Origin of the sequence: Flammeovirga yaeyamensis, from assembly GCF_018736045.1 — a bacterium.
GTDB lineage: Bacteria > Bacteroidota > Bacteroidia > Cytophagales > Flammeovirgaceae > Flammeovirga > Flammeovirga yaeyamensis.
In genome coordinates, this window is record NZ_CP076132.1 from 5,010,694 (window position 1) to 5,026,476 (window position 15,783).

Sequence of the window (15,783 nt, forward strand, 5' to 3'; positions counted from 1 at the left end):
CTAGTTTAGAAAGTTAAATCTACGCCAAAACCAAAGCTTGATGTGTTCGGTAAAGAGAATCTTTCGAATGCTCCCGACATATTATTATTACCTTGAGATGATTCAGGGTCAAAGTTTGGAAGCTCTGTCCAAATTAAAATGTTACGAGCGAAAGCTGAAAGTCTTACATCTGTTGTTCCTTTGATAAATTTCTTAGGGAAGCTATAACCTAATGAAAGCTCTCTTAATTTAACAAATGAGTTATCATAAATTGCACCTTCATCGATTGAACCTTCTACACCATAGTATCTTTGGAAATAAGCACCTTCGTCTCCTTCTCCACCTCTAGCGATGTCATTTGGTTGTCCATTTTCTTTGTAACCAGGCCAAACAAAAGGATCTGTTCTATTTTCAGTATCTTTACCTACACCATAAAGGTTAAGCAAGTTGTTTGAACCGTGATACATCTGACCACCATGTTTCCAATCTAATACTGCTCCTAAGTTCCAGTTCTTATATCTTACATTTGTATTGAAACCTAAGATAAATTTAGGCATTACATCACCAATGATACCTTCACCATCCGAGTAAGGCATACCGTAAGAAGCACTATTAGGATTCTCATCTACTAAAATTCTACCTTCATCATCTCTAGCGTATTTTGTACCGTAAATAACAGGGTAAGCATATCCAACACCTGCTCTTACTTGTGGGTTAACAAAACCACCTAAGAAAATTGATTCTACTCCTTCAGCTAATTCATCTACATAAGATACAATTCTTGAATAGTTGAAGTTAACATCCCAAGTCAAGTCTTTTGTCTCTACAGGAACTAATGTTAATGTAATTTCATGAGCATCTGTATGTAAACGTCCGCCATTAGTAATCATGCTAGAATAACCTGTTGATGATGCCAATGGAACTGGGAAGATTTGGTCTGAAACATTTTGTCTTGAATAAGTATATGATAAGTAAATTCGATCATTAAAGAATCCAAGGTCAGCACCAGCTTCGTAAGACAATGTATTTTGTGGTTGTAATTGAGGATCGTAAATAGTTGAGCTTCTTGTATAAGCACTCAAACCATTCATTGGATAAGTTACAGGGTATAGTGAATTCCACCAACCTCCACCATATGATGGAATATTATAGAAGTTCTCATAGTATTGTCCTGCTTGTCCTACTTGTGCAAATGAACCTCTTAATTTCAACATGGAAACTTTATCCATTTGATCCATGAAGTCCATTTCACTAACTACCCAGCTCAAAGATACTGAAGGGTAGAAGAATGATCTAGCTCCTTCTGGCATTGTTGAAACATAGTCATTACGACCAGTAACAGTAGCGAATAGAATATTATCATATGATAAAGAAGCACTACCAAAGAAACCAACTGTTCTATTACCAAATTGACTTTCAGAAGAAGTTTGAGTTCTTGTGTTATCAATATGTTTCCAACCACCAAAGTTGAAACCATAACCCATTTGATCATAAGTTTTTCTTCTAGAATCGTTTAATTCTTTACCTAGAACAGCACTTAATTTTAATTTATCAGTAATTTCCCAATCATAGTTCACTGTTAGTAATGAGTTGATTGTTTGGTTAGTGATGCCATAGTTATTGATATTACCTGTTGATCCACCACTACCAAATTCATAAATATCTTGATAGTGTGTAGTATAAGCATCAACACCAAGTTGGTATTTCACCTTAAGGTTCATATTTGACCTTAATTTAGTATCGTATTGAACGTAAGTATTACCAAAGAAACGGTTTGAAACTTCATTAAACACATTATGATCAGCAATCCAATAAGGGTTATCAAAAGTCAAGTTTCTGTAATAGATCTGACTATAAGGATCAGAAGGTAATGCAGAAGGGTTTCCTTTCAAGTTGTAAGAAACTGGAGCAGCATAAACACCTGCTAATGCAGCATCGTTACCAGCTGATAGTTTATCGATATCTGTTTTTACAAAATTTGCAGAAACACCTGTAGAGAATTTATCATTCAAAGACGCATCAAAACGACCTTTAACATTCCATCTTTCCATACCTGTATTTAATGCAATACCTTTCTGAGAAGTATTTGTCAAACCAATACTATAATTCACTTTCTCAGTTGCTTGGCTAATGTTAGCTGAAGTGTTTATAGTATGACCAGTTTGGAAATAATCATTAAAGTTATCATATGCTTGTGGTTTTACCCAAGGATTCAATCCTGCTTCCTCTAATTGAGGTACTTTATACATACCTTCATGCCCTTGACCATTTCCTCCAAATGTAGGGTCATTTGGTAAATCTGAGATTTTTGGACCCCATGAAATTGAAGTATATGGATTAAATACACCTCCACCACCTTGAGCGTAAGTTGTTTGATACTCTGGTGAACGAGAAACTTGTTCAAAACTAGTAAAGTTTGAAACCTTAACTACAGGCTTACCTTTGCTTCCTTTACCTGATTTTGTTGTAATGATGATTACACCATTTGATGCACGAATACCATATAATGCTGCTGCAGCTTGACCTTTTAATACGTTGATACTTTCAATATCATTAGGATCAATATCGACAGCACGGTTTGCAATATCAGTACCTGTTACAGAACTTCCTGTAGAAAAATCAGGATTTGATGAAATTGGCATACCATCAATTACATATAATGGAGCGTTATTCCCTGTAAAAGAACGTGCACCACGTATGTTTATTTGTGTAGAAGCACCAGGCATACCTGAAGAAGGTTTAATATCAACACCTGCAATCTTACCTTGAAGTGCACCTGCTAAACCAGGATTACCTGTTTGTTGAAGTGTCTCTGTGTCAACTTCTTGAAATGCATAACCAATTGACTTTTTGTCGGTTTGCTGTCCTAAAGCAGTTACAACAACCTCATCCAATTGTTCTGCGTCTTGCTCTAGTGAAACATTAATCTCAGATTTTGTTCCAACTGGGATTTCTTGTGATGCGTATCCTACAAAGCTATAGATTAGTGTAGATTCGCTTGTTGTTGAGATAGAATATTTACCATCAACATTAGTGATCGTACCTTTCGAAGTACCTTTTACTAAAACAGTTACCCCTGGAAGTGGAAGACCAGCTTCCGTTACCTGACCCGTAACTGTTCTTTCTTGTGCTAAAGCACTTACACAAAATGCCAGTGTAAGTACCAATAAAGATAGAAGTCGTTTGTACATAAATTAAAAAAATTAAGCTAACAGAAAGTCATCTAGATAAAATAAATCAGATTGTATGAAGACAAACTAAAATGTAAGATGAATTTGTTATAATTGAATTGGTTCAACAAAGAGCGAATAGATTTTAGTTTATTCTCTTTATCAAACGTTTTGGTATGGTTACAATATTAATTAAAAAGGTTTTATCAATTTAATTATTTTTAGTTAACGTATTTAAATTTTAATATTAATTACACTTATACAGTTAACTATCAAGCACTTACAAGATGATAGTAATTTAATATTTCACAAAACATTAACTACACATAACATTTAATACTTTTAGTCTAAAGAATTTGATTTTACAATAAATCATTTTTATATATTTTGTTTTTCAAACAAATATTAATCGCAGAATTATATTCTACAAAAATACCATATAGTTTATATTTTAACATTATTTCAACTAACACGTGTTAATAAAGTACTTTTTTACACTTAACTAAAAATTGTACAAAAAATTTCTTGTCGTGAAATAACCAAAGATATATGCTGAATTTGACACAAAACCAGGTCTATTTATTTAAGAGAAGGTATCAAAAAGAAACAATATTAGGATCAAACAAAAAAACACAAACAACTGATTACAAGATAAATAAATAAAATTCTGTACTGTGTTATAGTAACATAAAATAGATTGTGATAAATCTATAAATTATCGAATCTGATTAGATTTATTTTGCTCAAATTTTTAAATAAAATTAATAAAAGGAAAATATGAAAATTGTAAAAGTACATTTTCAGTGTTTTTAAATAATTTCATCAATAACTCTTTTTAAATATAAAACTCACAAAATTTCATTCAGATGTTTAAATAATTCCAAAATCGTTAGCTGTATTTCTAAAAACTAAATACTTCATAACTCAACAAAGTTTAGACATAAAAAATCCCATCAAGATAAGTTTCCTTATCCTGATGGGATTAATAATTATCTCAAATTTAACCTCAAATGCTAGTACTGGCCGCCGGCCCACCAAACATTATCAGAATAAATATCAATTTTTAAATAAGCTTCTCTAACGTTAACGTTATTGTTAACATCATCTCCACCATAAGTATATCTTAATGGGAATTTCTCTACTTTAGGGTTTTGGAAATTCACGTAAGAAGGATGCGTTCCTCCATTCATTGCTTTCAATCTACGGAAGTCATTATAAGCTTCAATCGCTTCTGATTGATAGAAAGAAATATACTTCTCCCCCATAATTCTATTAAGATCAAAATCTGTAATAGTAGAGATATAGTCGTCTGCTTCCTCAGATGTTAAATTAGCATATTCAAAAGCTGCTTTAACAGCTTCAATAGCGGCTGCTTTTCCAGAACCTGCAGCTTTTCTTTCTAATGCTTCTGCCTCTAAGAATTTCAACTCATGAAAAGATAAAAATTGAGTAGCATTTTCTCTGTCTTTGAAATAAGTAGAAATACCATACTTATTTTGATCTTGCTTGTTTTGTCCATTTTCACCTAATTCCAATACTTTATTATTAAGGTTAGGAATAAAATAGGCTGAAATTCTAGGGTCATTATTTGTACTCATCATATCATGTAAAGATTTTGATGAACCGTATTGATTACGTGATGTCCATAATAAAGCATATGGATTGATACTTGACCCTCCATTATATACATATTTAGCTTCCTCAGTTGCATCTGTGAATGATTTTGCAACTTCAGAAAGTACCTCATCATAAACATTTGGTCTTACATGAGAAAGACGCATTAAAAGCCTAGCCTTTAAACCATGAGCAAATTTAGTCCATAATTCTACATCACCTCCATAGATAAGGTCATAAGAACCAATGCTATTATAATCATTAGAAGTACCTAAATTTTCAATACCTTCATCGATATAAGTGAAGATTTCTTTGTAAATATCTTCTTGCTTATCAAGGTGTGGTAACATATGATCTTCTGCATTTAGAGCTTCCGACCAAGGCACATCACCACAAACGTCTGTAAGAACTGCTAAATTGTAAGCCAATAAAATTTTCGCAATACCCAAGTTACCTGTATTACCCTGTTCTTTTCCTTCAGGAGAACAAATTTCAATAACATCTTTTGCATCTCTTAATGCAGTATATGCACCATTCCAAGAGTTATTGTAAGTTGATGAAACAGCCAATTGTCCATCCTCTCGAGTTTCAGCTTGATAAAACTGGTTATGAGTACCTACATAATGCTCTACATATAATGAAGCATAAAATGCAAAATCTCCATTAGAAACTTGAACTGCTGTTCTATTAATCAAATCCGTTAGAATCAAATTAGTTGACATCTCTGTCGGGTTATTTGGATTCTTATTGATTTCATCCATCTTATCCTCTGAACAAGAGAATAAGGCTGTGCTTGCCAGACATAAAATGGCAAACTTGTTTATATATTTTTTGATTGTCATGTTATGTAATATTAGAATGTTAAGTCAACACCAAAACCAAAGCTTGAAGTGTTTGGCATAGAGAATCTTTCGAAAGATCCACCCATATTATTGTTACCTTGAGATGATTCAGGGTCTAAATTTGGTAATTTAGACCATAATAAGATGTTACGTGCAAAAGCTGATAATCTAACACCAGTAGTTCCATTAAATACTTTCTCAGGGAATTGATAGCCAATAGCCAATTCTCTTAACTTAATGAATGAGTTATCATAAATAAATGACTCATTGATGTTATTCTGTCTATTATAGTATCCTTCGTGAGAAACTGCTCCGTTTGGTCCAATCACGATATCATTTGGTGTTCCGTCTTCTTTTACACCTTCGAAAACAAAATCTTCATCTCTGTTTTCAGTTCTTTTTGACATACCATAAAAATCCATCAAACCATTAGTACCTGAGTACATTTCTCCACCATGTTTCCAATCAAATACAGCAGATAAATTCCAGTTTTTGTATTGAAGACTTGTATTGAATCCTAAAATAAAATCAGGAGTAACATCACCAATAATTTCTTCATCACCCATCATTGGTAAACCATTTTCGTCAACAATAATATTGTCGTTATCATCTCTTAGATACGACGAACCATAAATTACAGGATAAGCGAATCCTTCAGCTGCTCTAACTTGAGGAGTAACAAAACCACCTAAGAAAATTGACTCAACACCTGGAGCTAATTCTTGAACTACAGATACGATTTTCGAATAGTTGAAAGTCATATCCCATCTTAGATCTTTTTTCTGAATTGGTACTAAAGTCAAGTTGATCTCGTGTGCATTTGTATTAATACGACCACCATTTGTCAATTTCTGAGAATAACCAGTCGATTTAGCTAATGGAACAGCAAAAATTTGGTCTTTTACATCTTGGTATGAGTACGTGTAAGAGAATACGATACGATCATTGAAGAAACCTAAATCTGTACCTACCTCAAAAGACATTGTATTTTGAGGCTTCAATGCTGGGTCGTAAAGTGTTCCTGATCTATTAAAACCCGTAATACCATTCATTGGATAGTTGATTGGATATTCTCCAGACCACCATCCACCACCGTAAGAAGGGGTACTATAGAAATTTTCATAATAATCTCCTGCTTGGCCTACTTGAGCAAATGAAGCTCTTACTTTAAATAGGGATAATTCGTCTACCTTATTTAAGAAATCCATTTCGCTTAAAACTACCGAAGTTGAAATAGAAGGGTAGAAGAACGATCTATTATTTCTCGGCATCGTTGAAACGAAGTCATTACGACCTGTAGCTGTCAAGAAGAAAATCTGATCATAAGAGTATGTTAAGCTACCAAAGAAACCAACCGTTCTAGTCATTCGTTGGGTTTCGTTCATTGATTGAACTTGAGTATTCGTAATATGTTTCCAACCTCCACCGTTGAAATTAGAACCATATTGATCATAAGTTTTCTTTGTTTGATCGTTTAATTCATTACCAACAATTGCTGTAATTTTGCTCTTTGAAGTAACGTCCCAATTAAAATTAACTGTTGCTAAAGAGTTCAAAGTATTATTACTTACACCATAATTGTTGATAGAGCCTCCACCAATACCATTCACAATACCCTTATTACCATATTCAAAAATATCTTGATAATGTGAAGTATACGCATCAATACCCAACTGGTATTTCACACGGACATCCATATTATCTCTCAACTTAGTTTCATATTGTAAATATGCATTACCGTAGAAACGATCTGTTTTTTCGTTGAAAACATTGTTTTCTGCTGCCCAATATGGATTAGGGAAAGTTAAAGATCTATAGTAAATCTGGTCATATGGATCCGTAGGGTTTGCTGAAGGAATTCCTTTCAAATTATATGAAGGAGGAGCAGCATAAACACCTGCTAGAGCCGCATCGTTACCTGCAGATAGCTTATCGATTTCAGATTGTACATAGTTTGCTGAAGCACCTGCACTAAAATGATCATTCATGGTAGCATCAAATCTTGCTTTCGCATTCCATCTACCCATTCCAGTGTTTGGAGCTATACCTTTTTGATCTACATTTGAAATACCAACACTATAATTTACATTATCTGTAGACTGACTAATATTTGCTGAAGTATTAATTGTATATCCTGTTCCAAAGTAATCGCCAAAATTATCGTATGAACCTGGAGTTACCCAAGGGTCCATACCTGCATGTTCTAATTGAGGTACAAAATATTTTCCCGGGTGACCTTGATGATTACCTCCATATCCAATTCCATTTGGACCTGTAGGCTTTTCAGGATCAGTATTAATATCGTTCGGTATATCTGAAATTTTTGGTCCCCAACCCATTGATTGATAAGGATTAAAAACACCTCCAGCACCTTGTGCGTAAGTTGTTTGGTACTCAGGAGATCTAGAAACAACATCAAATGATGTGCTATTTGAAATATTCACTACAGGCTTTGAGTTTTTACCACCTTTTCCTGATTTTGTTTCAATAATAATAACACCGTTTGATGCACGAATACCATAAAGTGCTGCGGCAGCTTGACCTTTTAAGATATTGATGCTTGCGATGTCGTTAGGATCAATATCAACTGCTCTGTTGGCAACATCAGCACCTGTTACTGAAGATCCCGTAGAGAAATCTGGATTCGAAGAAATCGGCATTCCATCCACTACATACAATGGTGCATTGTTTCCAGTAAATGATCTTGCCCCACGAATATTGATTTGTGTTGATGCACCAGGCATACCAGATGATGGTTTAATATCAACACCTGAAACTTTACCTTGAAGTGCACCTGCTAAACCCGGATTACCCGCTTGTTGTAAAGTTTCTACTTGAACTTCCTGAAAAGCATAACCGATTGATTTCTTATCGGTTTGTTGCCCCATAGCAGTAACAACCACTTCCTCTAACTGCTCAACATCTTGCTCCAAGCTTACATTGATTGTAGACTTGGTACCTACTTGAATTTCCTGATTAAGGTAACCGACAAATGAAAAAACAAGAACATCTTGTTCTGATGCAAGAATTGAAAATTGTCCGTTAAAATCGGTAATAGAACCTTGTGAAGTTCCTTTAACTAGAACAGTAACACCTGGTAAGGGTTGGCCATTTTCGACAACACTACCCGTAACTGTTCTCTCTTGTGCAGCTGCATTAATGCATAATGCAAGCATAAGCACCCATAAAGATAAAAGTCGCTTAAACATAAATTGAATTTTAGTCACTAACGTTTAAGCACTCAAATACATAGAAAAAACAAATAGTAAGTTTTCCTTCTATTGAATAGATAGTTTTAGTACTCTTTTTTAGTTGAATATATTTGAGAAACGTTAGTATAAATTGGTTTTAATAAATGAGATGAAAGGTTTGGTTTTAGTTGTATTTATCCTTCATCCTATAATTAGCTTTGTTACAATATTATAAATTTAACAAGTGCGAATTGTTTTATTTTAGTTAACGTCTGATAATCAAAATCACAATAAATTGAAGTACAACAAATTATATTTTCATTTACTTTATACATTTAAGTTCAAAACAAAAAAACGTAAATAAATACACGTTTTTTTTTAAAATTAATGTAAAAAAATAGCTAATTATTTATGATACATAAAAAAAACGTCAGTTGATCATTTAATATCAACTGACGCTTAATCAATGTTATAGGTAATTATAATACCTGTTTTTTAGACTTAGTATTGTCCACCAGCCCACCAAACATTATCCGTATAAACATTTACTTTTTGATATGCTTCTCTAACGTTTGCATTATTGTTCACGTCGTCTGCACCATAAGTATATCTTAATGGGAACTTGTCTTCTTTAGGGTTCAAGAAATGAACATACGAAGGATGGTTTCCTCCGTTCATCGCTTTCAATCTTCTGAAGTCGTTATATGCTTCAATAGATTCAGATTGGTAGCTTGAAATATATTTTTCAGCCATAATTCTATCGATATCTAAGTTGTCGATTGTAGCAATATACTCCTCTGCTTTCTGAGCACCTTCTTCCATATCTGCATAAATGAATGCTGCCTTGATTGCTGCAGTTGCTGCTTCAGCACCCGACTGACCTTTTCTCTCCAAAGCTTCAGCTTCTAAGAATTTCAACTCGTGGAAACTTAAGAATTGAGTAGGGTAAGTACGATCGTTGAAGTAATCTGACATACCATAAAGGTTTTGATTCTGCTCATTCTGACCGTTCGCTCCTAATACAAGTTCTGTCACATCATCATGATCATTTGGAATGAAGTATCTTCCCAAACGTGGGTCGTTATTCGCTGTCATCATATCATGCATAGATTTTGATGCACCATATTGTCTACGAATTCCCCAAAGTAATGCATAAGGATTAATCGTCGAACCACCGTTGTATAAATACTTAGCTTCTTCAGAAGCATCAGCAAACGACAATTTGATTTCTTCTAAAACTTGATCGTAAACAGAAGCATCAATATGCGACTGACGCATTAATAACCTTGCCTTTAAACCGTGAGCGAACTTCACCCAAAGGTCTAATTGACCTTGGTATAAGATATCATACATACCAATATTGGCATAATTGTTTTCCGTTTCCAAGTTGATGATTGCATCATCAATCATTAAGAAAATTTCTTTGTAAATATCTTCTTGCTTATCCAAGTGAGGAAGCATATGTTCGTCTGGATCTAAAGCTTCAGACCAAGGTACATCACCACACATATCCGTTAAGATTGCAAGATTGTAAGCCATCAATACTTGAGCAATACCTGCGTTTGATGTATTCCCAGCCTCATGACCTTCCTCAGAACAAATTCTAATAACATCTTTAGAATCTCTTAATGCAGTATAAGCACCATTCCAAGAGTTATTGTAAGTAGAAGATACAGTCAGTTGTCCATCGTCTCTAATTTCTGCTTGAAAGAACTGGTTGTGAGTTCCTACAAAATGCTCTACATAAAGTGATGCATAAAATGCGAAATCACCATTCGCAATTTGTACTGCAGTTCTGTTAATCAAATCTGCTAAGACCAAGTTCGAAGCCACCTCTGTTGGGTTGTTCGGGTTTTGATTGATCTCATCCATCTTATCCTCTGAACAAGAGAATAAGGTTACAGTTGCCAACAATGCAATGGCAAACTTATTTATATATTTCTTGATTGTCATGATAAGTCTAATTAGAATGTTAAGTCAACACCAAAACCAAAGCTCGAAGTGTTCGGCATAGAGAATCTTTCGAAAGATCCACCCATGTTGTTGTTACCTTGAGACGATTCTGGGTCAAAGTTTGGAAGTTTAGACCACAATAAGATGTTACGAGCAAAAGCTGATAATCTAACACCTGTTGTTCCATTAAATACTTTCTCAGGGAAACGGTAACCAATAGCCAATTCTCTTAACTTAAGGAAAGAGTTATCATAGATAAACGACTCATTGATATTGTTTTCTCTGTTATAAAGATCTTGGTGAGAAGCTGATCCACCAGGTCCGATAACGATATCGTTAGGAGTACCATCTTGTTTCACACCGTTGTAGATAATGTCCTGATCTCTGTTTGCTGTTCTAGCAGAAACACCATAAACATCCATCAAACCGTTTGTACCTGAGTACATTTCTCCACCATGTTTCCAATCAAATACAGCAGATAAACTCCAGTTTTTGTACTGAAGGTTAGTACTGAAACCTAAGATGAAGTCAGGAGTAACATCACCGATAATTCCTTCTTCACCTACCATAGGAAGACCATTGTCGTCTACTACCACGTTACCATGATCGTCTCTTAAGTAAGTCGTACCATAGATTACTGGGTAAGCAAATCCTTCAGCAGCTCTTACTTGAGGAGTTACGAAACCACCCAAGAAAATTGATTCAACACCTGGAGCCAATTCTTGAACTACAGAAACAATTTTCGAGTAGTTGAATTGCATATCCCATCTCAAGTTCTTCTTCTCGATTGGAACAATCGTTAAGTTGATCTCATGAGCATCAGTATTTAAACGACCGCCATTCGTTAACTTTCTAGAGTAACCTGTTGATGCAGCCAAAGGCACTTCAAAAATTTGGTCTCTAACATCTTGGTGAGAGTAAGTATATGAGAATACTATTCTATCGTTGAATAAACCTAAGTCAGCACCCACCTCGTAAGAAGTCGTATTTTGAGGCTTCAGGTTTGGATCATAAAGAGTACCAAATCTATTGAAACCTGTAACACCGTTCATTGGGTAGTTGATTGGGTATTCAGCAGACCACCATCCACCAGAATACGATGGGATTTGGTAATAGTCTTCGAAGTACTCACCTGCCTGACCTACCTGAGCAAATGATGCTCTCACTTTTAACAATGATACATTGTGTGCATCATCCATAAAATCCATTTCACTCAACACCAATGATGTTGAAATAGAAGGATAGAAGAATGATCTATTATTTCTTGGCATCGTCGATACATAATCGTTACGACCTGTAGCTGTCAAGAAGAAAATTTGATCGTATGAATACGTTAAGCTACCGAAGAAACCAACTGTTCTCGTCATACGTTGGTTCTCGTTCATCGATTGAACTTGGGTGTTTGTGATGTGTTTCCATCCACCACCGTTGAAGTTCGCACCATATTGATCGTATGTCTTTTTCGTTTGATCGTTCAATTCGTTACCCAAAATTGCTGTGATCTTACTTTTGGGAGTCATGTCCCAATTAAAGTTCACAGTGGCTAATGAGTTCAATGTATTATTTGATACACCATAGTTGTTGATAGATCCACCACCAGCACCATTGATGATACCTCTTGAACCATATTCAAAAATATCTTGGTAATGTGAAGAATAAGTATCAATACCCAATTGATATTTCACACGGATATCCATGTTGTGTCTCAATTGTGTTTCGTACTGCAAGTATGCATTACCATAGAAACGATCTGTTCTTTCATTAAATACGTTATGTTCTGCCGCCCAGTAAGGGTTAGGGAATGTCAACGATCTATAGTAAATCTGATCGTATGGATCGTTTGGATTCGCTGTAGGAATTCCTTTCAAGTTATATGATGTTGGTGCAGCATAAACACCTGCTAAAGCTGCATCGTTACCACCAGAAAGTTTATCGATTTCTGATTGCACATAGTTCGCCGAAGCACCCGCTGAGAAGTTTTCGTTCAAAGTAGCATCAAATCTTGCTTTTGCGTTCCATCTTTCCATACCAGTACCTGGTGCGATACCCGATTGGTTCACATTGGACATACCCACACTGTAGTTCACATTTTCCGTTGATTGGCTAATGTTCGCCGAAGTATTTACTGTATGACCTGTTTGGAAGTAATCTCCAAAGTTATCGTAAGTGCCTGGAGTTACCCATGGGTTCATTCCCGCTTTCTCTAATTGAGGAACGAAGTACTTACCATCATGACCTTGACCGTTACCACCATAAGTAGGATCGTTTGGAAGATCTGAAATTCTTGGACCCCATGCCATTGATTGGTTAGGATCGAAACGACCGCCTGAACCTTGAGCATAAGTTGTTTGGAATTCTGGAGATCTCGAAACTACATCAAATGATGTACTGTTGGAGATGTTCACCACAGGCTTAGAGTTTTTAGATCCTTTACCTGATTTTGTATTGATGATAATCACACCGTTTGATGCTCTAATACCATAAAGGGCTGCTGCAGCTTGCCCCTTCAATACGTTGATGCTTTCGATATCGTTTGGATCGATATCCACTGCTCTGTTAGCAACGTCAGTACCTGTTACTGATGAACCTGTTGAGAAGTCAGGATTTGAAGCAATTGGCATACCATCAATTACATACAATGGAGCGTTATTTCCTGTAAAAGATCTCGCACCACGAATGTTGATTTGAGTCGATGCACCTGGCATACCCGAAGATGGCTTGATATCCACACCAGAAACTTTACCTTGAAGTGCTCCTGCTAAACCAGGGTTACCTGCTTGTTGTAAGTTATCTGCTTTTACTTCTTGGTAAGCATAACCAATCGATTTCTTATCGGCTTGCTGTCCCATTGCAGTAACAACTACTTCTTCTAGTTGTTCAACATCTTGTTGTAAGTCGATATTAATGACTGACTGAGTTCCAACCTCTACTTCTTGAGAGTTATAACCAACAAAAGAGAAAATAACGACATCGTTGCTGCTCGCTTGAATAGCGAAATCTCCATCAATGCCTGTAATAGCTCCTTTTGTTGTTCCTTTAACCAAAACGGTTACACCCGGTAATGGTTCTCCGTTCTCAGATACTACACCTGTAACGGTTCTGTCTTGAGAAAAAGCACTAGTTACTGAAAACAGCAACAGTACCAAAAAAGGTAATAAATGTTTGTTCATAAACAGTGGTTTTAGTTAGAGTACGCTCCTAATATTATTTAGCAAATGATAGTTACATTTCAGTAGGAGCTTCAATAACAAATTGGTTTTAAATAATTGATAAAATGCCTTGGTTAGTTATAATTTTCGCAAGTATCAAGCTTAAATATTCAAAATGTTCAAAAAAAAGTTGCAATAAGATTGTTAACCACATCAAACAAAAGTGCTAACTCATTCTAAATCAAATCAATATTATTTCATTTTAACTTATTGAATATCAGTTTGTTATATTTAAATAATTTTAAGGATGTAATTTTAATATTGTTTAAATATTAACATTAATATCATACTGTTTATTAATCAAACTAAAAAAGCATTGGATTTTCATCCAATGCTTTCAAAATCAAATAGTAATATCTAAAAACTCAAGATTAATTAGGACTTGCCCACCAAACAGGATCGGTGTAGACGAATTGACCATTATCTTTCTCTTGTGCTTTTCTTACATTTTCATTGTTGTTTACATCATCAGCACCATACGTAAATCGCAATGGGAATTTTGCTGGTTGAGGGTTTAAAAGCTCAATGTAATCGTCCTCTCCCATTGCTTGCATTCTTCTGTAATCTGCATACGCTTCTAGAGGTTCTACAATATAAAATGCAACATATTTTTCTTTAAGAATGTACTTTGCATCAAATGCTTCACCGTCAATTGCTGTGAGATAAGCTGTAATATCAGCAGCGTCAATTTTAGCTGCAGTCATTGCTGCTGTAATCGCTGCTTGAGCAAGAGTTTTTCCAGTACCCGCACCTTTTCGTTCTGTTGCTTCTGCTTCCAAGAACTTCAATTCATGGTAACTCATTAGATAAGTAGTTTGAACGGGATCTTGGAAATAAGATGAGATACCGTATCTACCTTGAATTTGATCTGGCGTTCCATTAGGTGCAAATTCAGGATTTACCTGATCTGTTGCATCTGGGTGAGGAACAAAATACTTCGCTTTTCGAGGATCTGCAGCATTCATATTCAAAGAGTCTAAACTTTTACTCGATCCATACATGTCTCTTTGAGTGAATAGTAGATAGAAAGGGTTAAATGATGTTGCTCCATTGTAAGTATACTTTGCCTCTTCATCTGCAGAAGCAAAAGACAAACCTACATTTGTAAGTACATCATCATAAGTTGCTTTTCCTTTATGCACCAAACGCATTGCATATCTCGCTTTTAAGCCATAGGCAAACTTTGTCCAATATTCTGTAGGATCGGTTTGAAGACCATAAATTACATCTTGAGCACCTAGTGCGGCGAAATTCGATGTTTTTGCAAGATTTGCAATACCATCATCTAATAATTGATCGACTGCTTCATAAATACTCTCTTGAGTATCTAAGTTTGGTCTCAAGAATTGTGTTGGATCTAAAGCTTCTGTCCAAGGCACATCACCACAAGCATCTGTTACCACTGCTAAATTATAGGCCATTAATACTTGAGCAATTCCCAAAGTATGGTAGTTTCCATCTTCTGATCCACCTGGAGAACATTTTCCAATAACATCTCTAAGGTTTCTCATTGTAGTATAAGAAGCCACCCAAGCATTATTGTAGGTTGTCGCTGAAGTTACAGATGCATCATTACGTGTTTCTGTATTGTAAAGTTGATTAAATACACCCACTTGATGTTCGATAAAAACAGAAGCATAAATTGCATAATCGCCATTGGCTACTGATACTACAGAACTGTTCATTGCATCTGTAATAATCAGTCTTGAAGGTACTTCAGTAGGGTTATTGGGGTTCTTATTGATTTCATCCATTATATCTTCAGTACATGAAGCAAGGATGGTCCCTAACATCAATAAAATTATATATTTTAGTTTTTTCATTT

General features: G+C 35.2%; 6 protein-coding genes. All 6 read right to left on the reverse strand.

What is annotated here, in order from left to right; translation table 11 throughout:
• Window positions 1-5: 5 nt before the first annotated feature.
• Complete coding sequence (locus KMW28_RS19980; RefSeq protein WP_169666314.1) at window positions 6-3,170, reverse strand: SusC/RagA family TonB-linked outer membrane protein; 3,165 nt, start codon at window positions 3,168-3,170, stop codon at window positions 6-8.
• Window positions 3,171-4,162: 992 nt separating this feature from the next.
• The gene (locus tag KMW28_RS19985) at window positions 4,163-5,605 is read right to left on the reverse strand and encodes a SusD/RagB family nutrient-binding outer membrane lipoprotein (RefSeq protein ID WP_169666316.1); all 1,443 of its coding nucleotides are present in this window, start codon (window positions 5,603-5,605) and stop codon (window positions 4,163-4,165) included.
• An 11-nt stretch (window positions 5,606-5,616) separates the two neighbouring features.
• Window positions 5,617-8,814, reverse strand: coding sequence for a SusC/RagA family TonB-linked outer membrane protein (locus tag KMW28_RS19990; RefSeq protein WP_169666318.1), 3,198 nt, complete (start codon window positions 8,812-8,814; stop codon window positions 5,617-5,619).
• A gap of 483 nt (window positions 8,815-9,297) precedes the next feature.
• Window positions 9,298-10,749: a SusD/RagB family nutrient-binding outer membrane lipoprotein gene (locus KMW28_RS19995; protein WP_169666320.1), complete on the reverse strand. Its 1,452-nt coding sequence runs from the start codon at window positions 10,747-10,749 to the stop codon at window positions 9,298-9,300.
• 11 nt (window positions 10,750-10,760) lie between these two features.
• The gene (locus tag KMW28_RS20000) at window positions 10,761-13,919 is read right to left on the reverse strand and encodes a SusC/RagA family TonB-linked outer membrane protein (RefSeq protein ID WP_169666322.1); all 3,159 of its coding nucleotides are present in this window, start codon (window positions 13,917-13,919) and stop codon (window positions 10,761-10,763) included.
• A gap of 410 nt (window positions 13,920-14,329) precedes the next feature.
• Entirely contained in the window at window positions 14,330-15,781 is a 1,452-nt protein-coding gene (locus tag KMW28_RS20005) for a SusD/RagB family nutrient-binding outer membrane lipoprotein (protein WP_066211528.1), read from the reverse strand.
• Between the last annotated feature and the right edge of the window lie 2 nt (window positions 15,782-15,783).

Coding starts and splice junctions, on each gene's coding strand:
- KMW28_RS20005 (WP_066211528.1), bottom strand. CDS start 15,781: ATGAAAAAACTAAAATATATAATTTTATTGATGTTAGGGACCATCCTT.
- KMW28_RS19980 (WP_169666314.1), bottom strand. CDS start 3,170: ATGTACAAACGACTTCTATCTTTATTGGTACTTACACTGGCATTTTGT.
- KMW28_RS19990 (WP_169666318.1), bottom strand. CDS start 8,814: ATGTTTAAGCGACTTTTATCTTTATGGGTGCTTATGCTTGCATTATGC.
- KMW28_RS19995 (WP_169666320.1), bottom strand. CDS start 10,749: ATGACAATCAAGAAATATATAAATAAGTTTGCCATTGCATTGTTGGCA.
- KMW28_RS19985 (WP_169666316.1), bottom strand. CDS start 5,605: ATGACAATCAAAAAATATATAAACAAGTTTGCCATTTTATGTCTGGCA.
- KMW28_RS20000 (WP_169666322.1), bottom strand. CDS start 13,919: ATGAACAAACATTTATTACCTTTTTTGGTACTGTTGCTGTTTTCAGTA.